General features: G+C 59.4%; 25 protein-coding genes. 17 read left to right on the top strand and 8 right to left on the bottom strand.

What is annotated here, in order from left to right:
• Positions 1-27: 27 nt before the first annotated feature.
• The 3 genes from K289_RS0122325 to K289_RS0122315 are packed head-to-tail and all read right to left on the bottom strand — an operon-like array spanning position 28 to position 3,200.
• Positions 28-879 carry a carbohydrate ABC transporter permease gene (locus K289_RS0122325; protein ID WP_027553569.1) on the bottom strand — a complete coding sequence of 284 codons (852 nt, stop codon included), beginning with the start codon at positions 877-879 and terminating at the stop codon, positions 28-30.
• Positions 880-882: 3 nt separating this feature from the next.
• Positions 883-1,818 carry a carbohydrate ABC transporter permease gene (locus tag K289_RS0122320; protein WP_027553568.1) on the bottom strand — a complete coding sequence of 312 codons (936 nt, stop codon included), beginning with the start codon at positions 1,816-1,818 and terminating at the stop codon, positions 883-885.
• Between the two features lie 59 nt (positions 1,819-1,877).
• Positions 1,878-3,200: an ABC transporter substrate-binding protein gene (locus K289_RS0122315; RefSeq protein ID WP_027553567.1), complete on the bottom strand. Its 1,323-nt coding sequence runs from the start codon at positions 3,198-3,200 to the stop codon at positions 1,878-1,880.
• A 663-nt stretch (positions 3,201-3,863) separates the two neighbouring features.
• On the opposite strand from K289_RS0122315, the gene K289_RS0122310 reads away from it, so the two are divergent.
• From K289_RS0122310 to K289_RS48840, 8 genes are all read left to right on the top strand, one after another.
• Entirely contained in the window at positions 3,864-5,009 is a 1,146-nt protein-coding gene (locus K289_RS0122310) for a fructose-1,6-bisphosphatase (protein WP_027553566.1), read from the top strand.
• A 45-nt stretch (positions 5,010-5,054) separates the two neighbouring features.
• Positions 5,055-6,248, top strand: a complete 1,194-nt coding sequence (locus tag K289_RS0122305) for a 6-phosphofructokinase (protein WP_035685462.1) — start codon at positions 5,055-5,057, stop codon at positions 6,246-6,248.
• A gap of 246 nt (positions 6,249-6,494) precedes the next feature.
• A complete protein-coding gene (locus K289_RS44890) occupies positions 6,495-7,799 on the top strand; it encodes a site-specific integrase (RefSeq protein WP_084788684.1) in 1,305 nt (434 codons plus the stop codon).
• A 105-nt stretch (positions 7,800-7,904) separates the two neighbouring features.
• Positions 7,905-8,594, top strand: a complete 690-nt coding sequence (locus tag K289_RS0122295) for a hypothetical protein (RefSeq protein ID WP_156918123.1) — start codon at positions 7,905-7,907, stop codon at positions 8,592-8,594.
• 112 nt (positions 8,595-8,706) lie between these two features.
• Positions 8,707-8,913: a hypothetical protein gene (locus K289_RS0122290; RefSeq protein WP_027553563.1), complete on the top strand. Its 207-nt coding sequence runs from the start codon at positions 8,707-8,709 to the stop codon at positions 8,911-8,913.
• Positions 8,914-9,008: 95 nt separating this feature from the next.
• Positions 9,009-9,362, top strand: a complete 354-nt coding sequence (locus K289_RS0122285) for a hypothetical protein (RefSeq protein ID WP_156918122.1) — start codon at positions 9,009-9,011, stop codon at positions 9,360-9,362.
• Positions 9,355-9,672 carry a DUF6074 family protein gene (locus K289_RS0122280; protein WP_156918121.1) on the top strand — a complete coding sequence of 106 codons (318 nt, stop codon included), beginning with the start codon at positions 9,355-9,357 and terminating at the stop codon, positions 9,670-9,672. Before K289_RS0122285 ends, K289_RS0122280 begins: the two co-directional genes overlap by 8 nt.
• On the top strand, positions 9,669-11,081 hold the full coding sequence (locus K289_RS48840; RefSeq protein WP_084788683.1) for an AAA family ATPase: 1,413 nt from the start codon (positions 9,669-9,671) through the stop codon (positions 11,079-11,081). Before K289_RS0122280 ends, K289_RS48840 begins: the two co-directional genes overlap by 4 nt.
• A 426-nt stretch (positions 11,082-11,507) precedes the next feature.
• Here K289_RS48840 and K289_RS50635 read toward each other — a convergent pair whose 3' ends face one another.
• Positions 11,508-11,777 carry a hypothetical protein gene (locus tag K289_RS50635; protein WP_156918120.1) on the bottom strand — a complete coding sequence of 90 codons (270 nt, stop codon included), beginning with the start codon at positions 11,775-11,777 and terminating at the stop codon, positions 11,508-11,510.
• A 1,217-nt stretch (positions 11,778-12,994) separates the two neighbouring features.
• On the opposite strand from K289_RS50635, the gene K289_RS0122260 reads away from it, so the two are divergent.
• From K289_RS0122260 to K289_RS44885, 5 genes are all read left to right on the top strand, one after another.
• Positions 12,995-14,068 carry a WD40 repeat domain-containing protein gene (locus tag K289_RS0122260; protein WP_027553557.1) on the top strand — a complete coding sequence of 358 codons (1,074 nt, stop codon included), beginning with the start codon at positions 12,995-12,997 and terminating at the stop codon, positions 14,066-14,068.
• A gap of 284 nt (positions 14,069-14,352) precedes the next feature.
• On the top strand, positions 14,353-14,997 hold the full coding sequence (locus K289_RS0122255; RefSeq protein WP_027553556.1) for a hypothetical protein: 645 nt from the start codon (positions 14,353-14,355) through the stop codon (positions 14,995-14,997).
• A 23-nt stretch (positions 14,998-15,020) separates the two neighbouring features.
• The gene (locus K289_RS0122250; RefSeq protein ID WP_027553555.1) at positions 15,021-15,641 is read left to right on the top strand and encodes a hypothetical protein; all 621 of its coding nucleotides are present in this window, start codon (positions 15,021-15,023) and stop codon (positions 15,639-15,641) included.
• Positions 15,642-15,708: 67 nt separating this feature from the next.
• Positions 15,709-16,203 (top strand): hypothetical protein, encoded by a 495-nt coding sequence (locus K289_RS0122245; RefSeq protein WP_027553554.1) that lies wholly within the window; start codon positions 15,709-15,711, stop codon positions 16,201-16,203.
• A gap of 150 nt (positions 16,204-16,353) precedes the next feature.
• On the top strand, positions 16,354-16,776 hold the full coding sequence (locus tag K289_RS44885) for an ASCH domain-containing protein (protein ID WP_063614164.1): 423 nt from the start codon (positions 16,354-16,356) through the stop codon (positions 16,774-16,776).
• On the opposite strand, the gene K289_RS0122235 is transcribed toward K289_RS44885, so the two are convergent.
• Entirely contained in the window at positions 16,742-17,239 is a 498-nt protein-coding gene (locus K289_RS0122235) for a hypothetical protein (protein ID WP_156918119.1), read from the bottom strand. The two genes, K289_RS44885 and K289_RS0122235, sit on opposite strands and share 35 nt — an antisense overlap.
• A 245-nt stretch (positions 17,240-17,484) precedes the next feature.
• Here K289_RS0122235 and K289_RS0122230 point away from each other — a divergent pair, with 245 nt between their 5' ends.
• Together K289_RS0122230 and K289_RS50630 are read left to right on the top strand one after the other, a co-directional pair.
• A complete protein-coding gene (locus K289_RS0122230; RefSeq protein WP_156918118.1) occupies positions 17,485-17,808 on the top strand; it encodes a hypothetical protein in 324 nt (107 codons plus the stop codon).
• A 193-nt stretch (positions 17,809-18,001) separates the two neighbouring features.
• A complete protein-coding gene (locus K289_RS50630; protein ID WP_027553551.1) occupies positions 18,002-18,406 on the top strand; it encodes a hypothetical protein in 405 nt (134 codons plus the stop codon).
• Positions 18,407-18,455: 49 nt separating this feature from the next.
• On the opposite strand, the gene K289_RS44880 is transcribed toward K289_RS50630, so the two are convergent.
• From K289_RS44880 to K289_RS47805, 3 genes are all read right to left on the bottom strand, one after another.
• Complete coding sequence (locus tag K289_RS44880) at positions 18,456-20,210, bottom strand: ATP-dependent endonuclease (RefSeq protein ID WP_051310739.1); 1,755 nt, start codon at positions 20,208-20,210, stop codon at positions 18,456-18,458.
• Positions 20,211-20,510: 300 nt separating this feature from the next.
• Entirely contained in the window at positions 20,511-21,176 is a 666-nt protein-coding gene (locus K289_RS0122215) for an SOS response-associated peptidase (RefSeq protein WP_027553550.1), read from the bottom strand.
• A 9-nt stretch (positions 21,177-21,185) separates the two neighbouring features.
• Positions 21,186-21,668: a hypothetical protein gene (locus K289_RS47805; RefSeq protein ID WP_051310737.1), complete on the bottom strand. Its 483-nt coding sequence runs from the start codon at positions 21,666-21,668 to the stop codon at positions 21,186-21,188.
• A 215-nt stretch (positions 21,669-21,883) separates the two neighbouring features.
• On the opposite strand from K289_RS47805, the gene K289_RS0122205 reads away from it, so the two are divergent.
• Entirely contained in the window at positions 21,884-22,099 is a 216-nt protein-coding gene (locus K289_RS0122205; RefSeq protein ID WP_027553549.1) for a hypothetical protein, read from the top strand.
• Between the two features lie 44 nt (positions 22,100-22,143).
• Positions 22,144-23,724, top strand: a complete 1,581-nt coding sequence (locus tag K289_RS44870) for a recombinase family protein (RefSeq protein ID WP_051310735.1) — start codon at positions 22,144-22,146, stop codon at positions 23,722-23,724.
• Positions 23,725-24,548: the final 824 nt, after the last annotated feature.

Raw genomic sequence — 24,548 nt, 5'->3', positions numbered from 1 at the left:
TTCGAATCCCCATAATCCTGAGTGCTCTCAGCCCTTCACTGATCCGGTCAATCCTGCGACGTAATGCTCGACGAAGAACGAATAGGCGATAGCAACCGGTATCGATCCAAGCAGGGCCCCAGCCATCAGCGGTCCCCAGTAAAATACATCTCCGCGGATCAGCTCCGATGTGACGCCGACCGGCACAGTCTTCTGCTCGGGCGAGGACAGGAAGACGAGCGCATAGATGAACTCGTTCCAAGACAGCGTGAAAGCGAAGATGCCGGCCGAGAGGATGCCCGGGACCGCCACCGGGATGACGATGTAGAGCATGGCCTGCCAGCGCGAGGCGCCGTCAATGCGCGCGCATTCCTCTAGCTCCTTGGGTACCGCCTTGAAGTAGCCCATCATGAGCCAGGTGCAGAACGGAGTAAGAAAGGTCGGATAGGTCAGAATCAGTGACCAAGGCGTGTCACCCAGCCGATAGTTGCGTATGATCTCTGCCAGCGGAATGAACAGCAGCGTCTGAGGTACCAGGTAAGTAATGAAGATGCCGGTGCCCAGGCTGCCGGCAAATGGAAAGTTCAGCCGCGACAGAGCATAGCCGGCGAACACGCCGCACACGAGCGAGATAGCGGTTGACGCGAGCGCGATGAACGTCGTGTTCCACAGCCACGATGCGAACAGCGTCTCCTCGAACAAGTACCTGACATGGTCCCAGGTCGGTTTCCAAGTCCAGAACGGATTGTAGTTGCTCGAATTCCAGGGCCGGTAAAGCTCGCCGTCCGGCCGCACCGAGGTGATCACCATCCAGTAGAACGGGAACAGCAGGAAAAGCAGGAACAGCGCCAGGGGGACGTAGAAGAACACCCACTTTCGCCACCTTGCACCTTCGATCATGGCTCAGCGGACCTCCACGCGGCGGATGTAGAGAAGCTGGATGATGACGACCAGAAGCAGGACCGGAAACATTGCGAGCGAGATGGCGGCGCCCTCGCTCAAGAGGCCGGTGCCGATGCCGATCTGATAAGCGTAGGTGGCGAACAGGTGCGTTGCATTGGCTGGTCCGCCGCCCGTCATCACATAGACGATCTGAAAGTCAGCGAACGTCTGAATCACTGAGAACAGCATCACGACCATGGTCACGGGCAGCAGCAGCGGCCAGGTGATGTGCCAGAACCGCTGCCACGGCTTGGCGCCGTCAATCGCGGCGGCCTCGTTGAGCTCGGGACTGATTGTCTGCAAGCCGGCAAGCAGACTGATGGCGAAGAACGGCACCCCGCGCCAGATGTTGACGATGATAATCGAGATCATGGCGAGGTCCGGATCGCCCAGCCAATTGATCCGACCGGTGATCAAACCGAGATGGTAGAGGAGCCAATTGAGAACGCTGAACGTCGGGTCGAACATCCACTTCCAGGCGAAAGTCGAGAGCACGGTCGGAATAATGAACGGCAGCAGGATGAAAGCACGGATAAAAGCCTTGCCGCGGAAATTGCGGTTGAGCAGCATGGCCAGCCACAGCCCGAGCCCCAGCTTGAAGACGGTGGTCACGCCCGTATAGAGGAAGGTGTTGTAAACGGCGGTACGAAAGATCCCGTCATTGAAGATCTTGTAGAAGTTGGCGAGGCCGACGAAGTCGCCGGGCATACCGACGCGCGAGCTGGTGACCGACAGCAATATCCCTCGAATGAAGGGATAGGCAATGAACATGCCGAGCAGCACGATGGTCGGCGCCAGCAACACGAACGCCAGCCAGCGCTCGTCCTCGAGCAAACGCTGTCGCCTGGGAGGGGGCGCCTCGCGGAGCGTGGTGGTGGAAACCGCGCTTATCGACATGTTCGATCCTCGTCGGCCGGAAGATTCCCTTGCCAGACGAAAATGGGGAGAGGGACGGCTTAATCTCGGACGTAGACCCTCTTGAGCTCAGCCTCTGCCCACTTCACGGCATCCTCGGCGGGCATGCCTTGGACGGCTTTTGCGTACATATCAACGATGATGTACTTGGTTACGACCTCGGCTGCTTTGCGCGTAGAGGGCCCTTCGTAGCCAGCGAAGCGCCCTGTGCGCGCCGCTTGCTTGTAGGGCAGCATGACCGGGTCGTCGCCCCACAGCTTGTGTTTTTCCCAATCCGTGGTCGGACCGACCGAGTAGCCCTTCTGGGAGGCGAACCACTTGTCGTAGACGTCCTTGGAGTGAATCCAGCCAAGGAATTTCTTCGCCGCATCCTGGTTCTTCGAATAACCCATTAGGAGGTTCGAGAACGGGACGTGATAGCTGAACTGCCCGCCGGGGCCCTTGGGCAGTGCGGCATGAAGGATGTCGTCCTTCAGTTGCCCGCCTGCCTCCGTCTTGTAGGTATCCGGCTTGCGCAGAGCCTCAATGTAGATCGAGGCTCCATTGAGCGTGGCGCTGCACGTCCCGGACAGAAATGCGCGGTTGTTGTTGGAATCGTCCCAGGCGAGCCCGCCTTCATCATGGGCGTCCTTCCAGAAGCCCACCATGAACTTCACCGACTCGACCGTTGCTGGGGTATTCAGCACAACCGTCTTGCCGTCCGCTTCGACCTCCTTGCCGCCCCAGGACCACAGGTAGGGGTAAGCGAAGGCGGGCGCATCGCCGAAGGTGTGACCCAGCGTTTGGCCTATGGGCCGTCCCTTCGCCTTCAGCTTCTTGCCGGCTTCGCGATACTCCTCCCACGTCTGGGGAAATTTTCCATCCGTGTAGCCGATCTCGGCAAACCAAGACTTTCGGTATGCGATCTGCAGGCCGACGATGCACCACGGCACCGCGATCCATCTCTTGCCGTCATTGGCGACAGCGCGAGAAGTTTCGTAGAAGCCGCCCTGATCCTTGCCGAGTGCCTCAGCGATGTCGCTGACCTCTATGACGCTCTCGCCGTAAAGTTGACCCCAATTGTTGAGGACGCAGACGATGTCGGGGCCTGACCCCGACTGGATCGCCGAGGTGATGCGGGCCTGGATATCGTTGGCGTTGATGGTCTCTATATTGAGCTTGATGCCGAGCGCCTTCTCGCCCTCCTTGGCGATTTCGTTGCGCAGAAGCTGATCAGAAGCCGGAACGAAGTCGGTCCAGCGCAGCCAGTGCACCGTGGCGGCTTGCGCATAGGCGGGCGCCCTGCCGGTCGCCAGGATGCCGGCCATGCCGCCCACAAGCGCGGTACCACCCTTGAGGACATTGCGCCGCGTTACCGTCGTCATGCATCCCTCCCTCGGTGTGTCTGAGCTAATGCTTCGGCCAGTCTTACGCCGGCTTGGAGTACCTTTCAGTCTAGCGCGCCTCCGTGGTTCAACGCCTGCGCTCGTTTTCGCCGACCCGATACGTTTCCACTCGCAGCGCCGTGGCGGCTAGTGCGCTGCGATAGAGTGTGAATTCTGCGTAGAGCAGCGGCGCGATTACATCGCTCGCAATCGCAACGGAGATACGACCGGCGGCGTGTCGGCGCCGGAGCCAGCGCTTGAACCCTACCGTCATAACGGTACCTCCCGCGCAGCGACGGTATTGCCTTGGCCAAGCAGGTTTTCCCCGTCTTATGTGGAGTTCAGTACCGGAAGCTAGCGCGACGTCATTGTCGCCCGTCGCAGCAGGAAATCAAGTGCTAGCTTTGACGCGGCGGCCATGGCCTCAATTCGTCGACTGGCCGGCCTCCAAAGTATCGAAGCTGTTGAGTAAGACGCTTGATCTAAGGCGGCTACAGAAACGCTCTCGGGGACCGCCGCAAGATTGCGGTCCAGATATCTATTGCCTCCAGGTGGAACCTAATCGCTAGATCAGACGTTCGTTTCCGCGAATGAGCAGCGCCGTCGCCCCGGCGCAGCAAGCGCCGAGGCCGAGGCGCTGTGCTTGCACGGGGAGGAACGCTCATGAGACTCACCATTTCTGTCATTAAGGCTGACGTTGGCTCTATTGGCGGGCACACAAAACCGTCTTCGCGGATGATGGCAGCCGTCGAAGGTGGGGTCGCGAAGGCGATCTGCAATGGTCTATTGATCGACGGCTTTGTCTGTCACACCGGCGACGACATTGCGATCATCATGACTCACACGCGGGGTGAGGGGCATCCCGAGATCCATCAATTCGCCTGGCAGACGTTTCTCGCGGCGACGTCGGTTGCGAAGACGTCCGGTCTCTACGGCGCTGGCCAGGATCTCCTCGCAGACGCACCTTCCGGGAACATTCGCGGCGCCGGTCCGGGCGTCGCCGAACTCAGCTTCGACCATAACCTCTTGGCCCCGAGACCGGCGGAATCCTTCATGGTGTTTGCCGCCGACAAGTGCGGCCCCGGCGCCTACAACCTGCCGCTCTACCTCGCCTTCGCCGATCCCATGTATTGCGCGGGGCTGATGCTGCCTCCGATGATCAAGGGATTCCGTTTCCATGTCATCGACATGGATCACACCGCGGGCGACAGCGTCATCGAGCTCGATGCGCCCGCGGACAACTACCAGATTGCCGCGCTGCTCCGCGACAACGAGCGCTTTGGCGTCGATCGCATCGTTTCTCAAACATATGGCGAGGTTGCCGCCGCCGTGTCGGCGCAGCGTCTTCACGCGATCGCAGGCAAGTACACCGGCAAGGATGACCCGGTCGCGATCATCAGGAACCAGGGAATTTTCCCGGCGCCCGAGGAAATCGTCTCTCCCTTCGCCAAGGCGCACTTCGTGGGTGGCGATGCGCGCGGCTCGCACGTGATGCCGCTGATGCCGGTGCCGCTCAATACACCGGTGACTGGCATGTACTGCCTGCCGATCGTTTCCTGCGCAGGCTTTTCGATCGACAGGGAAGGCCGCTTCTCCGAGTCCTATACTGATTTCTTCGACAATCCGGCGTGGGACGAGGTGCGCCGGCGCGCGCAAAGCAAGGCAATCGAGATGCGCAGCCAAGGCTGGTCGGGCGCTGCGATGCTGCCCTATTCCGAATTGGAGTATGGCGGCTTCCGCGACACCGTATCCGCACTCCTGAAGCGTTTTCGTCTGCGCGAGGAGCGCAAGCCGGAAGCGGCCGAGTAAGGAACGTGTGAAGCAGGCGCTATTGCGAAACGCCAATACTGGGAGATGGGCGTGACGAGAAAACGCATCGGCATTCTCACCGGCGGCGGCGACGTCCCCGGCCTCAACGCCATCATCAAGACCGTGACCTATCGCGGCAGCGAGGACGACATCGAGGTCGTCGGCCTCCGCCGCGGTTGGGAGGCCCTCACGCATCTGAACCTTGACGACCCCGCCAGCAAATCCCACTACCTCATACCGCTCAACCGCGAAAACACCCGCGTCATCGACCGACGCGGCGGTACCGTGCTGCACTCGAGCCGCACCAATCCCTCCAAGATGAAAAAGCCGCCCGATCATCTGGCTGGCCAAGACCTTCCGGTCTCGGAGAGCACCAAGGGCGGAATCGCCACGAAGACCTGGGACCTCACCGGCCAGGTCCTGGCGAACCTGTCGGGGCTCGGGATCGAACACCTGATCGCCATCGGCGGCGACGACACGCTCAGCTATGCGGACAAGCTCAACGGACTCGGCGTCAAGATCATTGCCATCCCGAAGACGATGGACAACGACGTCCGCAACACCGAGTATTGCATCGGCTTCTCGACCGCGATCACCCGCGCCAGCGATGCGATCCAGCGGCAGCGCACCACCGTCGGCTCGCACGAGCGCATCGGCATTTTCCGCATCTTTGGCCGCGATGCCGGATTTACGGCACTCTACACCGCATACGCGACCTCGATCCGGTGCGTGATACCGGAGTACAAAGTCAATCTCGACAAGATGATCCGACTGCTGCTCGAGGAGAAGCGCGCCAACCCAAGCAACTACGCGCTGATCGTGCTGAGCGAAGGCGCCGAGTGGGAGGGCTACAAGATGCAGGAATACGGCGAGCCTGACGCCTACGGTCACCGCAAGAGGACAAGCGTGGCCGAAGTGCTCGCCGACGAAATCAAGCGCCGCGCCGGCCAGGAGACCATCGTCTCCGATCTCACCTACGACCTGCGATCGGGCGATCCTGACTTCATCGACAAGCTCGTCGCCCTGACTTTCGGCAACATGGCCTATGACGCCATCCTGGAAGGCAAGACCGGTCTGATGTCAGCGCTGGTCGAGGGCCGCTACGACCTCGTGCCCATCCCCGACGCCAGGCTCGGGCCGCGCAAGCTGGACGTCGCCAGCACGTACAACACCGAGCGCTACCGTCCGCTCTATTCCAACAAGCGGGGGCTGCCGATCTTCCTCAATCGCGCGTCCTGAGCGGCGAGAGGATGCCCTGGAATAAAAGAGTCTTGGAAATTTGGCGCTCCCTAGCGGAATCGAACCGCTCTCTCCACCGTGAAAGGGACGCATTAGCGTTCGCCAAAGTCCGTGGACATCCAAAAAATCAGCAATGACATCATATAGATAGTGTATTATCGTCTCTGACCGTTCGGGGGCGTGCATCCCCATATACTGGACTTTTGCTGGACACGGGGCTGCTCTCCAACGCGGCAAGGGGGCTAAATGGCGCGCAGAGTGCTGGACACGACATTGGACACGAGAACGGCCCGCAGCCGGCTCAAGGCGCGCGGCAAGCCGTACTGGCGGCAGCTGGAGCCCGGACTGGCGATTGGCTATCGCAAGCCGTCCAGCGGCCCCGGGAAGTGGGTTGTACGCCATTATCTAGGGGACGGAGATCGGTACGAGACCGACACGTTCGGCACGGCTGATGACCTCTCGGATCCCGATGGGCTCGCGGTGCTGAGCTTCTGGCAGGCCCAGGGGAAGGCGCGCGAGCAAATGGTCCAGCGAGCGCACAACGGGCGTGTCGCCGACGCGCCGCGCACCGTGAAGGACTCGATCGACAGCTACATCGAATTCCTGGAGAGCCACCGGAAGTCGGGGAAAGAGGCCCGGTACGCGGCCGACGCATTCATTCTGCCTAGTCTCGGAAAAACCAAGCTCGAGGATCTGACCGGCGATCAGGTGCGGAAGTGGCACGTCGGCCTGGCCAGAGCGCGGGCTCGTGTTCGGACCAAGAGGGGCAGCGAACAAAAGTTCCGTCTCAGCGAGGATGATCCGGAGCGTGAGCGCCGGCGCAAGTCGACGGCAAACCGCATTCTCACAATTCTGAAGGCCGCGCTCAATCGATCCTGGCGGGATAAGCACGTCACCAGCGATCGCGCGTGGCGCAGCGTCGAGCCGTTCAGGAACGTAGAGAGCGCGCGCATTCGTTACCTGTCCCTCGAAGAGGCGACCCGTTTCATCAACGCGGCGGACGAGGACTTCCGCAAGTTGGTCAGGGGTGCCTTGGAGAGCGGAGCTAGGTACGGCGAGCTCTGCGACTTCCTCGTGGCCGATTTCAACTCCGACGCCGGAACACTCTCGGTGCCCGATCCTAAAACGGGCAAGCCGCGGCACATCGTGCTGAGCGCGGATGGTATCGACTTCTTCGAGGAGATTACCGCCGGTCGGGGAGGGTCAGAGCCGATCTTCCTGAAGGGGGACGGCTCAAAATGGCTCGACGATCACCAGGCCGATCCGATCCGCGAAACGAATAAGCGGGCCAAGATCACACCTCCGATCAACTTCCACGGACTGCGCCATACTTGGGCCAGTCACGCTGTGATGAACGGCATGCCGCTGATCGTGGTGGCGAAGAACCTCGGCCACTCAACCACACGGATGGTCGAGAAGCACTACGGCCACCTCGCTCCATCGTACGTAGCGCAGGCGGTGCGCGATCACGCCCCTCGCTTCAATCCAGGCTCACTCGGAAACATTAGGAAGTTGCGCCGCTCTCCCAAAGCGCTAGCGAGAGGTCGTTAGCCCATGGCGAGGCGCAAACCTGACCCGAAGGGGCTGCGAGATTTGAGAAACCTCCCATCCAACCGATGGGTGTTTGACAATGCTGGGAATGGCCGGCGCGAGGACATGTTGGATCACCACGCTCCAATCGGTCACTACGAGCTTGATGACGTAATCCTCACAATGACTGAGAACGGCGGAATTGCCATTCAACGCTCCGCGGCTGAAAATGTTGCGCATGCTCGCGGCCTGGCCGACGTTGCTGGCGCGATGTCCATCGCTCGGGCTCGCGATGAGTTGACCGCGCCTTCCCGGTGGCGCGACGCGATGACCCTTCACAACAATCTGTTGGAAATTAGAGAAGCCGCGCGTCGAGTTCAGTTGAGCAAACCAGGCGAGATCGCGCCGCTCATCGCGCGCATAGATGATGCCGCCAGCAACGGTGACGAAGTCAGGACGCTGAAGGACAGCGTACAGCACGCCGAGGGGGTGCTGGACGAGTTGCTCGGTGAAATGCGAGGTGCCGCTGAGAAGGTTGATCGCTACCTCAAGCGATATCGGATCAATTATACTCCGTCTTCATCGGAGCCGTTGACCAACTGGTTCATGATTTGCTGTGCCGGATCTTGGTATCCATTTAGTGGACAATGGCTCAACAAGGGTGACCGCGCCGACTTCCGACGTTTTCTCGTCGCGGCGTGGAGGGATCTTCAATTTCCGGATCCCACAGACCCGACGGGAGCCATCAAGCCCGTGGAGGATCACATCCGCGAGCGTCTGGCCGCTTCGGACATATTCGACCACTTCGGCGGCTAGCCGATGAAATTGCCCACCTAAGAAAAGGTATCCATTTCACTTCACGTCTAATCCCGCTTCGCTACGGTCCGTGCGCACACGTCAATAAACGATGACGCACGGAGATTGCAGAATGGAAGTGAAACCCGCTTACGGGATCGAGGAACTCGCGAAAGCGGGCCCTCTGGGACGCAGCTCGCTCTTTAAGGCGATCAAGGAAGGGAAGCTGATCGCGCAGAAGGCCGGGCGCCGCACGATCATTACCCACGAGAACTACCAAGCGTATCTCAAGAGCTTGCCGGCCGTCGGAAACGCCGGCCAAGCTGACAACGCCGCTTGAGCTTGCTGCCGGCGGCGGTGGCAGTCTCCCGCCGCCTTGGCGCAGGGCGCGCGACCCGGATGCACGGTCGCGGCCAGTGCCGCCCCAGGGTCTTCATGGCCTGGGGCGGCACGCCCTTCCGAAACCTTCAGCAACAAGGAGCCCCGCACATGTTGAAGGCGGATACCGCCTATGGACGAGCAAGCCGCCTGATCGGTCTCGCTTCCGATCTCGCCAGCTTTTGCCGCCGAAATGATCTGCACGGCGTCGCCATAGGGATGCGTCCGGCTGAGATCACCGAGATCGAGCGCAATCGCACTGAGGTGGTCGGTTGGGTGCGGTTCCTCGCGGCCGCTCGCGCCGATGGCCAGCCATCAGCCGGTGCTCCAGCGTCCGCGCAACGCGCTTGCGAGCCGCAAGTAAGCGCCGAGTTCAACGCTCTCTGCTTCTCGGAGGTGAATGATGGGTGACGTGATCCTCTTTCGGCTCGTGTTGCGCTCCCCAGACGAGCCGGCGGCGGCGAGCGCGACAGAGCTTGTGCCGTTTCCTTTCAGCAGGCGTCGCAAACTGGTGGAAGATCACGCGCGAGCGATGCGCGGGCTCGATCCGGAGAGAGCCGAGGCCTACCTGACGAGCGTCCTCGAGCGAATGTGTGACGAGCTGAACAAGATCGGCATCGACTGCGAGGACTGCCAGAACGAAGCAATCTTCGAACTCGCTGACGCAATCGGCAAGCAACTCCATGGGCCACATTTTCAGCTTGAGGAAGCGGCGCAATGACAACACGGGCTCAGATCAAGCGCGTCGTCCGTAGAGTGGTCGATGATGGCGTTCCACCAACTGACGGTTCACCGGTGCAATCCCCCCAGCATGCCGCGCCTCGAGGCCGGGCAGATGCGCCTGAAATCGACGAGGTCGAGCAGAAAATCGCTGAGTTGCCGATCTCGGCCGATGCGACCGAATTCGACGAGGATGATGACCTGGACGACATTCCATTCGAATACCGTGAGACGGTTGGCCCTTGGTGGCAGGAACCGACTGCCATTCCTGCGCGCGAAAGTCTGGATCGAGACGGGCATCTTTTTCGCGGAACGGTGAGCATTGATGTTGCCGGTGGCGGGAAAGCCAAGACAACCAATTCCCTTTTTGAGGCTGTTCAGCTTTCGGCAGGCTTCGACCTTGCAACTAAGCAGCCACTTCCCGCCGGCCGTCTCCGGGTGTGGGTTGTCAATGGAGAAGAAGATCAAGTTGAGCTCGACCGACGCGTTGCGGCGATCTGCACGCACTACGGATTAAAGCAATCCGATCTCGGAGGAGGGCTTTTCGTTCAGTCGGTGCGGAGCACCCCCCTTCGACTGGCGTCGATCGTCAATAGCAAGCCGACGGTGAACGTGATGGTCCAGCGCTTCTTCGTCGACTTCATGCAGGCCAACGCCATAGACGTCCTGATTGTCGATCCTCTGGTCTCATTCCACAGTCTGGAGGAGAGTAACAACGGGCAGATGGACCTTTTGGTCAAGGAGGGCTTTGGGGCGATCGCAATCGGAGCGAACGCCGCCTGCGAGCTGCTTCACCACTCCGGTAAGCCAAGACCTGGACTAGCCGATGCAACCGTCGATGACGGTCGCGGCGCCTCGGCGATAATCTGGGCATGTCGTTCGGCCAGGGTCCTAAACTTCATGACCCCGGAAGAGGCAAAAAGGCTCGGCATCGCGGAAAGCGAGCGCCGTCGACACATCAAGATCACCAACGGGAAGGCGAACAACGGACCGATCGGGGGCGCGAAATGGATCAAGCTGGAGGTCGAAAAACTCCCCAGTGGCGATGAGGTCGCCGTCGCCAGCTCGTGGATGCCTCTGGATCACTCCGCCGGCGTCACCACAGACACCATGGAACTGGCGAGAAAACTGGCGGCGACTGGTGAGTACAGAGAGGACAGCCGCTCGCCGAACTGGTTCGGCTACGCCATCGCTCCGCATTTGAACATAGACGTTTCCTTCCGCGGCGAGAATGAGCCTGCCAGCATGGCCCGCCTCAACTCGATCCTTAAAACGTGGTTCAAAATCAGGCTCTTGTCGATCGATGAGCGCAAGGACAAGAGCGGTAAGAACAGGAACTTCATCGTCGCGGGATCATTCGAGCCGGTAGATGTCGCTGCCGCGCCGGACGAAGAGGATGGTCTCGAATGAACTGGCGAATAACTGGCGACAACTGGCGGAGACAGTTGAGCTTGAAGGTCCGATTTCCCGCCAGTTCGCCAGTTAGTCAGTCCCCTTTAGGGGACGACTACTGGAGTGGCGGTGACGGACCCGGCCCATCGGACGCTGGTGAAGCCACGGTTTGGACCGCCCAGCGCCGTCAGGCGCACTCGGTCCACCACCACAGCACCGCCAAGCCGATAGAGTTTAGAGCGGGCGCGCACGAGCGCGCGCGCGGCGCTAAGTGGCTATTCGCGAGGCCGGCCCACGGAAGCGCGGACAAGTCGAACCGCCACCCGCGCCTGCCACATCAGCGGCAACGCCCGTCCTGCGGCGGGCGCTGGTGGCTCCAAATCTCGCACCGCTCTTTCCGGCACCGTACCGCCGAACTCGCGCCACTGCGCTCGGCAGCGCGTCCTATCCGCCGCAATGGAGGATGCGGAAATTAATGCCGCCTTGCCAGTCGACCTCGGGCCGCTTGTCTCTGCTCACGTGCTTGCTCGCGCTCGCCCTGGACGTGTCCGTGAAGAGATCAGCTCGGAGCGGGTCTGGTTGTGGACGCGCGCCGACAACGGCGCGCTCATCGGCGACCCGGATGCAGTCGATGATCTCGGGGACGACAGAGGGATTGTGCGGCGCATGGCGCCGCTCCCCGCGATCCGCTGTCGTAAGATGCTCTTCGAGCAAATTTCCTTCCAACCCGCTGAAGCATCGGTGCGGCCTAGCCCGTTCTGGCAGATGAGATTGATCGATGGAGAGGGGCCAGGGGTGATTTTCGATGGGACCGATCTCAGCCACCCGCGTGAGGTTCTGGTAGCGCTTGATCGCACGACCAGGGCGACCGAGTCGCGTCCGCGGCCTGTTGAGACTGAAATGCGACCTGTCTCCCCAGGAAGGCCGTGAAATTGGCGACGAGGTCTGCTTTAGCTCCTTAAGCTAGCATCGTTAGCTCGACGGACTAACGACTGAAATGGGCCAAGTGCAGCCATTCGCGCGTTAGGTCGGCGCAGCATCCCAGCAGCCGACCAAGTTCGACCGACCCGGCAATGTGGAGATAGGAATACAACTCGCGATTGACATACGTTCAGGCGCACCTAAGATGTGTTGCCGCTTTGGCAAATTATCGAAGGGACTGAAACGGGGCTCTAATCGACGATACGTGCGAAGCGCGAAATTGCCTTGATCGAACTTCCATACTTCAGCGTAGGGAGATCATAAATGATATTAGCACTCCGTATTGTTGTTTTCTCTGCCTTTCTGACGACAGCGATTTTGCCGCCGCTCGCCGGGAATGCAGCAACTTCAGACCATAATCACAAGCTCTCCCTTCGATTTCACAAGAAAGACGCCGGCGGCTCTTGCAGGGCGAGTGGAAATCCTGGCTGCGTCCAAACCTGTGCTCTTAATGTCGCCGCATGTTGCTACTTGGCTCAAGACTACAGTAGCCATTGTTACTGCAGTAGCGGCGCTTGCTGATATGCGAGGACGTTAGTTTTAGTCTAATCGCAAAAATGATCTCAGGAGCGAACTATGCGAACGCTGGTGCGCGTGCTTTTTTTGGTGTCGCTGTGTGTTTCCCTAGAGAGTGGTTTGTCCGGGGTGGCCCCAGCGACCGCCGCTAGCGATGTGCATAACTCCTTCGCGAAATTACAGAGTAAGTCCGGCCGTTACTCCTGCTGCCCCGCAGGCGGCAATCCTAGTTGCGGTATTTGCTGCTCGATTGGCAAGTCGGCTGTGTGCGGCATAGGCTCTGGCAACAGAGGTTACTGTATTTGCCAATAGTTAGAGTGCCTCGTGTGGCAAGCCGGGTTGTAGAGCGTGATCTTGTAAGAATCGCGGGCGACCGGATTTGCGGAGAAGGAAAAATCCACTGCTGGAGACTTTCTAGCTCGGAGGATTAGAGAATGCCTGTTATCAGCAGGACGATCAGAAGATTGGCTGAGGGGAGCGGCAACAACTCAACCCGCGATCTGGGCCCCGGGGGATCGAACGACCACACAGCCCGCATTTGGGACGCGAAGTCCGGAAAGCAAATCGCGATCCTGCAGCACAAGGATCAAGTGACTTCAGCGAGGTATAGTCGGAATGGCTCACGCGTTGTCACATCGTCGTTTGATAAGACCGTTTGCATTTGGGATGCCGCCACGGGCAAGCGGATCCATATTTTAACGCACAAAGGTGACGATTGGTTTTCTTCCGGCGCCTTCAGCCCCGATGGTAAGTTTGTGGTGGGAGCCGGTTATAGTGGAAACGGCGTCATTTGGGATGCGCACACCGGGCAGCTTGTGGGCGTGCTACCTGGACCGCTGGGTGCGATAGTGTCGTCCGCTTATTTCAACCGAGACGGCACGCTCATTGTAACCGGGTCCTGGGACAAAACCGCCCGCATCTGGCTCTCCGCAACGAGCGAGCAGGTCGGGCTTCTGCGGCACAATGATCTGGTTCTATGGGCCGATTTCAGTCCCGACGGCTTGCACATTGCCACGGTATGTCGGGACCACACTTTGTGGATTTGGGATGTGCCAACTGGCAAGTCCGTTGCGGTAGTCCAGCTCGCCGATAATGCATGGACTGTCGCCTTGAGCCCCGATAATTCGCGTATCGCCACAGGGGAAGGATTGAAAGGCGCGCACGTATGGGATGCTGCCACGGGCAAACTCCTGCTTACACTGGAGGCGCGCGGACTGGTATTATCTGTCGATTTCAATCACGATAGCACACTGGTCCTTGCAGCGGATGGTGTAGCGGGCATCTGGGACGTCAAGACTGGAAAGCAGCTCACGGTTTTCGGAGGAGATCCCGGGGTGAGGCTCGCGGTCTTTAACTTCAACGCCTCGCAGGTAGCCGTGTCCTATTTGTTTCGTGGAGGTGTCTGGGACGTCAGGACCGCTAAACAGATTGCAACCTTCGGCGGGGATCAAGCCAATATAGAATCGATCGAGTTCAGCCCGGATGGCTCGCGAATCCTTACGTCGTAGGTCGCGTGGCCAATGCCACTACACTCGGGCTACGGCGCGTATGCAGTCTTCGATTTCCAGTTGCACCTACCGCGACGGCTGGGACCACCTCCGACCCAGACCGATGCATGTAACGCTGCACTACGGCGATAGCGGCCCTCATTGCATAGGCGCAATGCTTGGGTGCGGTCGACCAAAGCAGCAGTCTTCCGAACGGCGCCATTAACCATTTTCTTAGTCGCTTGCCCTGATGCTTGCCGCTAAATGTAAGGTTGTGGGTCCTTCAGAACCGGCGACCGATTTTCATGAGTTATATTGAGCGAGTGAAGCCGATCGTCGACCAGACGATCTCAACGCTGGCGTCCGCCGCCTTCGACACTGATCCTATTGCCGGTGAAAAGTATTCACGCCAGACCAGCATCATCAGTTCGGCTTACAAGCGTCACGGCACGATCCTAGAGCGCGCGATGCTGGAAAGCCTCAAGGATAGCAACAGGCACGAGGTCTGGCGGGAAGATTGTTTCCGTGTATCGCAAGCAGCCGACCAGATCATCGGTCACCAAGCAGATGCCGCCCTATTGCCATACGGCGAAAGCTTCCGCACCCTGCAAATCGACATGATGGTCTTCGATAGCGCGGACCAGACGCTCCGAGCTTATGAGGTCAAAAGGGGCTTCGGGAAGTTCGATGCCGGCAAGATACGATCGATCCGGAGGGATCTTACTGTCACTCAAATGCTGCTCAAGAGTTACGGGGAGACGGCGGGGTACAAACCCGAGAAGGCCGAGGCGCGGATCATCTTCTACTACGGTCGGCGCTCCATCCCGAAGCCGTATTCCCTGACCGGGCCGGAGCTTAACGATCACTTCGGCTTTCCGGTCTACGATCTCGTGGAAGAAGCCAATGCCTATTTCAAGCAGCAACTGTATGCTCTCCTAGACCGAATCTAGTCGAGGGCGCGGGGAGAAGAGGGATGCAGAACCGATCGCACGCCGTCATGGCGCAGCGCACCGAGGCGGCGGACAGCCCTGACGACTTTCCGACGCCGCCGTGGGCCACGCGCGCGTTCATGGAGCATGTGCTGGCTGAGTTCGGTCCGTTCAAAAAGCTGAGTTGCCTCGAACCGGCGTGCGGCGCCGGCCACATGGCAAAAGTGCTGAAGGAGTACTTCGGCGAGGTGCGCTCTTCCGACGCGTACAAGTACGGCTATGGGGCGGTGAGGAACTACCTTGACGTCCCCTACGAGGCGAACGCCGTGGATTGGGTGATCACGAACCCGCCGTTTCGGTTGGCGGAGGACTTTGTCCACCGCTCGCTTATCGTGGCCAGGCGCGGGGTCGCCGTCCTGGTCCGGACCGTATTCATCGAAAGCGTCGGACGCTATCGCAACCTGTTTGAGAAGACGCCACCCGCGATCTGCGCTCAATACACGGAGCGCGTGCCGATGGTGAAAGGACGGTTGGACCGAAAGGCATCCACTGCGACCGGATATGCTTGGCTCGTCTGGAAAAAGTCTGGCGCGCGATCGACGCAACTCGCCTGGATCCCGCCCAGCCGGAAAGCGCTCGAGCGCGACCAAGACTATCTTCGATAACCCAAGTTGCGATCGCGTTCGGCCTTGACATCGCCGCGCCAAATCGGCTTTGCCAAGCGCCCTGGGCATGGGCGCAAATCGGGACGAGATCCTCACGGAACACTATCTCAAGGCGGCCGCGGTCGCCGCGGTCTGGATCGACCGCGACGGCTTGATCGGCTCGCAGGACGCCGCTCGCTTCCACCTTGAGGAGGGCCGGGTTGCCTATTGCTGCCCGCGGGGCGCCAACTTCATCCTCGCCTACCGCCTGCAGCTCTGGAAGCAAGACCACACCCACGTCGCACCCCCCGACCAGGCGGCGATCGCCGCGCGCCTCGAGGAGCTCGCGGACGAGGGCAGGGTGGGCATCACCCCGCACGCGGTCGCGATCGACCGCGCCCGCGCGGCGATCGACACGGTGAACGCGATGCTGGCGACGATGAAGAGCAAGGGAGAGCTTCGGGAGCTCAATCAATCGTTCAGAGCTGCGCGAGCGGCCGATCGCACGATCCGGTACGCGGATTTCTTCGAGGCGAAGAAGGCTGCGCTACTAGAGGCGCTGGCCAAACGAGCTTGCGTTTGAGAGCGCCGCCGGCTGCTTCCGTAGCAATTCGACTTCACTCCTCAGCAAAACGAGCACCATCCGGTGCTTTCGCTCAAAAATTGCGGGTTTTGCTGTTGGAAGAGGGCTTTTCCGTTGGATTTGCGAGGTCAGCCGCTAGTCTGCTTCTGCATGAAGATCATCAGCATTCGACAGCCCTGGGCCGCGCTGATCGTGCACGGCCTGAAAGACATCGAAAACCGCACCTGGGCGACCGGATATCGTGGTCCAGTGCTGGTGCACGCATCACAACGTCCGGACGACATCACCCCAGAGGAGATCGAAAGGCGCTTTGGAGTGCGGCTCACGAGCGAGCGGAAGCTCGGTGGCGTCGTTGGCATCACCGAGATCGTGGACTGCGTCCGGCCGCACGCGAGCCGCTGGTACGCGCCTGGCTGCTATGGTTTCGTTCTAGCCAACTCGCGCCCGCTGCCATTTGTCGCCTGGAAGGGAGCGTTGTCGCTCAGACAGGCGCCGCCCGAGCTGCTCGCTCTCTTGAACCTAGACGACTATCCGGCGATCAATCGAGATTGCACTCATCCGCAATTCGCGTGAGAGCCTTCGCGGTCCCTTTCGTCCTAAAGATGATCGTTCGGGACACGCCTTCGTCGGTCTCCAGGCGGATCGCTGTCTCCCGACCCTTGCGTATTGTACGAACCATATCGGCTTGGGTGCTGACCTGAATTAGACGTTCGTTGATCGCCTTGCCGGTCGTGGTCATGATCGGCTCTTTATCGGTCCTCAGCTTGACGATGTAGCTTGTACCCACTTTCAGGGGCTTTGGGTCCGGCGCGCTGTCGAGCACGGCGACCGAAAGCTCCTTTTCGATGCATCTGATCGCAAGGGCCGTGCCGGCAGTTTCGTCCGGGACGGCAGCAACGAAGGTCCCGCCCTTTCCAAAGCGATCGTCGTTGTTGCTCACGATCCAAGATCCCACGATTTTGCGATCATCCGCGTGAGCGCAGGCAGTCGCAGCTAGTAGCATCACCGCAAGAAGCGGAACTTCAATAATCCTCATATAGCCCCCCGGCATGTTGAGTGCGCACCATCGTCTTAAACGAAAGCATGTCAGCGGCGCTATACTACGAAATGTGTGCTCGACTACAGATCGTAGTATTCCACACCTACCAACCGTAGCAGGCTTTTTCCTTGGCATTCTGAGGCACGCCGCTACGCTTCTTCTCGCAAACAACAGCGCGACACGCGCGAGAGGAGAACGACATGCAGTCCTGTCCAGTGCTTACCCTTGCTCAGAAGTACGACGTGCTCGCAAAGCAATGGCTCGAAAGGGAAGATGACGCCACACACGATAAGCTGGGCTCTCTAGTCCTGTCAGCCGACCATCTCGCGCCTCAAAGCATCACGGGCGCGACGTTCCAAATCGCGTGCGCCCTTTCCGAGATGGACGTGATCGTCGGAGGCGGCGATGCTCCGCAGATCCGATTGGCGGCCGAACGGCGCGTGCTGAAGCTGTTGCGCCACGCGCTCTGCTTCCTCGAGGAGCGCAGCGCTGATCTGCCATCAGCTTGGAAGTTCGTGGTACCGGCCGGCGAGTGGCATCTCAAACGGAAGTACGGCGCGAACTGACGACGAAGCGCAAAAGGAGATCAAGCCAGCTTGGGCGGCGGTGCAAACCGCCGCCCAATTTGTGGCTTCGGCGTCCCGCGCCACCGGTGAGACCTTCCATCCGGCACTGCTTGCGACTACAGCTGCGAGACATTTGGCGCCAAGATCTATACGTTTGATGTCGAAGGCGGTGGATTGGTCCTGAGGAAGAGCGATGAACCAGAAGCTCGGAAGACGGAAACGCAGACTGCAAGAGCAGGTAGCGCCCTCCACCGCAAAGGCGGCAACATCGTGGCGCTATTTCCATGGCGGCAGAGCGGGCTTCATGGCCATCTTGCCGCCGTCAGTAACTGGTGCCGAGCAAAATGGCGTAGTCCCTGACAAAGTTCGACGCAAGGATCGCGTGTACATCACCACGGACGTTGCGACTGCAATCCTTTGGGCGTCGCAACATTCTTCGCCGATGCTCTATGAAGTCGAGCCGGAGGGCGCAATTGAGGCCGACCCCGACCACAATGGCGTCGACGTGTCGTTCCAATGCGAGAAGGCCAAGATCGTTGCCCTTCACACAATTCCGGAAGAGACGCTTCGGCAGGCGCGTTCGGCGCTACTCGAATAGGCGCCTCGACGCGCTCGATCCAGCTCAGTCTGAGCCGCAGGATGAGATCTTACTTGTTCGCAGCCCGGATACGTGAAACCAAATCCGTCACGTTCCTCTTTAGATCGAGAACGTCTAGTTCGACTGGCTTGCTCGTTACAATCTTGGCAACGCGCACTTTGTCCACCTCCGCAATCACTTTTGCTGCCCGGGCGCCAGACGAAGACAGCGACCGAAAATGCAGGGCATGCCCGTAGGGGTCAGTCGGCAGCGCGGAATGATACTTGGCTGGATAAATCTCCTTGACGGCAGCTTGTAGGACATCGTGCGGGAGATAGTTCTCGATCTCTCTGCCCTTTGTCACCCACACCATGCCTTGCGTATCTTCAAACTCCGTAACGATCCTCTTCTTGGTGTTGTTGATCACCGAGCGCAGGCCGGACTTATCGCTATCTATAACGACACACAAATTTTGATTGAGGGATCGTAGGCTGATGAATTCGGTGACTTCCTCATCGGTCGCCGACAAATGACTAAGTAGGCGGCCACCATAAAACATGATGGAGTATTGGATGCTTTCCTGCAATTCGGGGGCGATGCTGGCGATCCAGTGTCTCAGGTAGAGGCGATCTGAAGGTCCTTCCACCCAGATCACGTAATTCGACTGAACGATGTCCGAAGCGCGAACGCCGAGATCTGAGCAGATTGCAAATCGCTCCTTTTTCAGAATGCTCTCTTTGATCTGAGTTTGAACGCCATCGTTTGTTACGTGAAATATCGCGGCGCCGGGCGTGTCGATGAAACTCGGAGAGTGTGTTGCCACGAAGTATTGGTTGGTGGTGTTGGCTCGCAGATATGAGATGAGCTTCCGCTGCAGGAGCGGGTGCAGGTGGCTTTCTGGTTCTTCTATGCAGACTATTTCTTTTTGACTGATGGTACAGAAAGCGGCAATCAAGATGACCTCGTGAATACCTGTTCCCAAGCTGGATAGGGGCAACACCTTGTTGTCCATATGGACAAGCACGTGCCTGCGATGGTGCGGCACTTCGATCCTCGCTTGCGGTCTTCCCGTGACTGTTTGAAGGAATGAATTGATTTGCTCAAACAGACGAAAATCTTCGCGCGTGTCATGATCGGGACTTTGCAATTGAGCCAACCGATCAATAAGACCGCGCCCGCTAAAGTCGTTGAATTCTTCGGATGCTTGGCCGATTTGGCGGTGGGTTGGAATAAACCTTACGGGTGGAAGCTTTGTGTCTTGAGCGTCAAAAAAGAATGGAAGCGTTTGCGGCAGCCAATGTTGATCGATGTCGCCGCGCCCAGAGCCAGTAATCGCATTCCACAAGTCCTGCCACTGGCCGGGAGTGAGGACTGGCTTGGCACGACGTGCGTACTCGCGAAGCCTGGTCTGGTCGTCACTTCGTCTTTCTCGATCGTCGATCCAAATAAATCTGTTGTCCGCAAGACTTGCGCATACCTGTCGGATGTGTTGCTCGAATTCTTGCCTCCTTTGATCATTGAAGTGTCGGTTCTCCGCAATCGGCTTGAACTTCGAGACAATCGCATCTGCAAATTTTCTCTCGGGTATTCCAATTGCGTAATAGAAGGTGCCGGTCTCTGGTCCGGTGTAGGCATCCACGGCTTGGGGATGTTGATTAGGTTTATTTTTCGCCACGTACCGGTGGATCAAATCTAGGACAGTAGATTTGCCTGCGTTGTTAGCGCCGACGAAAAAGTTGAAATCCTTAAACGGTCCCAGTTTCTGCTTTTCGGGTCCGATCCCGCGGAAAAATTGAATTGATAAACCGTCGAGATAAACTGACATCGCTTGGCGGATCCTTTTTTTGCCGCTGCGGCCCGACCGTAACGGAAAGGCCAATTATTAGGCTGATGCCGCGAGGTGATGCAACTTTCACGCGCGCTCATACACACTACTTTGGTTGGGCGATGACGGTGCGGGACATCGATGCGGCCTTTCAAAATTTATCGACTGATCGCCCAGGCCGTTAATCCGTGGGTGGGTCTCGATGTTTAGGCAATCCGGGTACAGGAAAGTCCATCGATCGGAAGGCCGAAGCTCGATCCGCGTCTCGGTCCGCATCGAACACGCGTAGTATTTCGGTACTTACGCCGCGGCTTTATCTTCCTTGTCTACGCCACGCGCCACGATCTTGAGAGCGTCATCGGGTAGAGGTTGTTGCAGCGCCTTGGCTTCATCCCATGGCGCTCGCATCCAGACGTCGCGCTCTTCTGCCGTGGTCAGGATGACCGGCATCGCCTTGGGATGGATCGGCTTGACGACCGCATTTGCCGCGGTCGTCAGGAAACCGTAGACGAGGTGAGGGCCAGGGATAGGCTTGGACTTGGTGCCGCGGTCGCCGTTGAAGGTCGTCCAGATCCCGCCGAAGGCGAATAGCGGACGGTCGTTGCTGAGCGCGAACCACACTAGGTCCTTCTTCTTCGTTTCCGGGTTCGGTTCCGGAGCGTACTCGGCGAAGCTGTTCGCCGGCACCAGGCAGCGGTGCTCCGGCTTCAGCCAGGCGCGCCAGTGCGGGGACGACGTATTGCGGATGTTCGTCACCGGCGCGCCGCCGGCGCGCGGCGGAGGCGGCATGCCCCAACGCATCATTACGAGCTCGCGCTCACCGTTGCCGGTGTTGCGGATGACGGGGGCAGGGTAGTCCGGAAAGACGCCGGGCATCGGCGGCAAGTTGCCCTCATAGCGTTGGGTCACGCGGAAGAGGTCGGCGATCGCCGCCTGGTTCGTGGTAATGCTGTAGAGGTTGCACATCGCAGGGGTCTATCTTGCCTTCTTCTGGCGCGCGGCTTCCACAGGCGCGCTCGGTTGCGGACCATCCAATGGCCGGAGCCCGATCAGCTCCGGCCGATGCTTGCGGCCCGCCGTCCGTTGGCATGGCCCGCAATACAGTGCTCTGCGGATCGTGTGCACCGGCCTTTCGCGAGGCCACACGACCAGCGTCAAGTCGATGATCTCCGTGTGGCGGCAATGCCGGCAGCGAACCTCCAGCAGGCTGTACCGACCGTGGATGGCATCCGCGATCGTTGGGGACGGATCCTCGTCACCGCCGATGAACTGCCGGGTCGTCCAAGCGATGCAGTCGAGCGCGTGCGCCTTAGCGAGCATCCGATCGGCGGCCTCGTGAGCCTCGGCCGCTTCACGCATCTCGTGCTCGTAGGCGACCTCTGCCTTGTGCAGCTCGCGCGCATAGTGCTTGCGATCTCGGCCGGACAGGGGCGGGGTGATGATACGGGCGGCGGGCATGGCGAAATAAATACGGATCTCGTGCTCGCTGGCAAATTATCGAGATGTAGGGGGTGACGAAGCCATCGCGCTACTGCGGCTCGTGGGTGTGGAAACGAGCCGCCAACTCAGTTCGCCACCACAAACAACGGCCGATTACGAAAAGCAGAAATTACTCTTGCTCCGTCGGGCAAAACAGTGGTTCATGGGGTGCTGGTCCAACTCGGGAGCAGCCCATGTCGAATGAAGCCGAGACGTCCGATCTATCGAAGATCGCAAAGCTGAACGGGGATTTTCGAAGGAACTACGGAACGCTGCTCGGCGCCTTCCTGTATCTGCGTTCAATCAATGCCGCCCGCGGTCGTTCGTGGTTCTGGGCCGGAATGGCTTCGCTCCTCTGCTCCGCCGCGCTAGGATGGCTGAGCAAGCGCGGCCTGTCCTCGCTATGGTGACTGCCCATATCGGGGCGTCAGAGCAATCGTTGCGGAGGCATCGAATGGCCAACGCGTTGATCGTTCGCCCGCGGACCGATTTGTTATCGCCGACACGTGCCGGGCGGGCCGCCCAGTATGTTCGGATGTCGACGGACCACCAGCGCTACTCGACCCAAAACCAAGCCGCCGCCATCGCCGTCTATGCCGCGCAGCATGATCTCGTGATTGTTCGTACCTACGCGGACGAAGGCCGGAGCGGACTTCGTATCCACCGGCGCGAGGGGTTGATTGAGCTGATCGACGACGTCCGCAGCGGTCGAGCGGACTTCGACCACATCCTTGTCTATGACGTGAGCCGTTGGGGGCGATTTCAGGACGTCGATGAAAGCGCCTATCACGAATTCACCTGCCGTCAGGCAGGGATCAAGGTGTGCTACTGCGCCGAGGAATTCGACAACGACGGCAGCGTTATCGCGAGTATCGTTAAGAACCTTAAGCGGGTAATGGCGGCCGAATACTCAAGGGAGCTTTCGGCAAAGGTCCATGCCGGCGCTTGCCGCGTCGCCAGCCTCGGGTTCAAGCAAGGCGGCGCCATCGGCTACGCTCTGCAGCGCGAACTGGTCGACGAGGATCGCCGTTCGCGAGGCATCTTGAGCAAAGGCCAGCGCAAGCATCTCCAGACAGACCGGGTGCTGGTCCGGCCCGGACCCGAGGGAGAACAACGACTTGTCGCTCAGATATTCCGGGAATACGTAGTCCACCGTAGATCCCAAGCGTCGATCGCACGTCTGCTTAATAAGGAACAGGTGCCGAACCATCGGGGAACGGCATGGTCGGAAGCCATGATCCGCAACATCCTTGGTAACGAGGCTTACATCGGAAACAGCGTCTACAATCGCAAGTCATTCCGGCTCAGGCAAGTGATGAAGAAAAACCCGCCGGAGCTATGGATAAGGGCCACAGATCTTTATGAGCCTATTGTCGACAAAAGCATTTTTCTGAGGGCACAACAGCTGCTGAGCGAGCAGTATGTCAGGCTATCGGATGAGCAACTGCTGAAAAAGCTGCGGGAAGCGCTTGCGATCAATGGAAAGCTGAGCGTCTCGATAATGGCATCAATGGATAGCATGCCGAGCGCTGCCCTTTATGCCTATCGGTTCGGTAGCTTGCGAGAGGCGTTCCGCCAAGTCGGCTATGCCAATTCGGAACGAGATTTCGACTATCTCGACGCGCGCCAGCAATCTGGCGCCGAGTTGTCGAGACAGGCGTCGACTCTTGCCACGCGCATTCGAGCGCTCGGTGCTGCGGCCATTTTCGATGCCGATACGAAAGTCCTGACGGTCGAGGGTAGGCTGGCTATTTCGTTGCGCATGGCCCGCTACTATACCGCCCCGCGCCACGCGCCTGCCTGGCTAGTCCATCGTCGGATAGTCGAGCCGGCCAGTCTCATCCTAGCGATGAGACTGGACCAGCAAACGAACAGAGAGGTCATCGACTATTTCCTGTTGCCATTAGACGAGATGGCAACGGAGCGGATCAGTCTCACGGCAACGGCCCGATCCCGGTTCGCGCGCTATCGCTGTCCTAAAATGGACGACGTCCTGCGAGCTGTCATGACGCAAGTTGCGACCTTGCCGCCGTAAGGTCACGTGCGTGCAAAAGATGGCCCCGAGGGAGCTTGCATCGTCCCTCAGTACACCGCGCGTAACTACGGGGCACTCTCTACTGCTTCATTCCAAGTTGCTCTGCGCAAATGCTGCCAGTCTGGATGCCTGTAGGGATCGGCCCGTAGTAGACGCTGCTGTCCCTATCCTCAGTATCGAGCTTTGTGATCGTTCCGCTCGGCGATGCAACGACATTGACTTTGCAAGCGTACCCCCTCGAGCTTCCCGATGCGCTCGCTTGGCCGTCACGAGAGACCGAAAATGAACTCGCAGTTGCGAGTTGCCACGAATAGGCGGTTTCGCCACTATTCATCTTGAAACTACTTGCGGGTGGCCCCCACCGAACGACAAGAGCATCGACATTTTTTCCGATGTAGTCTTGTCCCAGTTTGGCGCGAACATCTGCGCCCGTTGCGTAACATCCACCCAGTGCCACGCAGAGCATTGCGATTCCCAGCCAGCGCATTTCTTTCCCCCGGAACGGACATATCCAAACGCAACTACCGCGCGAGATCAAGGGCCGGCGCTAGTTTTCGAAATGAGCCGCCGTAGAGGGTTAACCGGCTCGAGGCACCCCCTTGTCTTCCCGGTCCGCCCCAAGGCGCTAGTCGGCGAGAGTGAACCTCACGCCTCTTGCCTAATCATCATCTGGCAGGTGTTTCGTCCGAGCACTCAGACGGTCGCCCGCCACCCCGGACGCAGGCCCGATGTAACCGGCATGAGGCACCCACCTCGCCAGCCGTCGGCTCGCCTGCAATACAGCCTGGCATGAGCTGATCGGTGGAGGTGGAGCGATGGCAAAT

The sequence above is a fragment of the Bradyrhizobium sp. Cp5.3 genome (assembly GCF_000426265.1).
In the GTDB taxonomy this organism is placed as follows: Bacteria; Pseudomonadota; Alphaproteobacteria; order Rhizobiales; family Xanthobacteraceae; genus Bradyrhizobium; species Bradyrhizobium neotropicale.
This window is presented reverse-complemented; position numbering and strand designations above follow the sequence as displayed.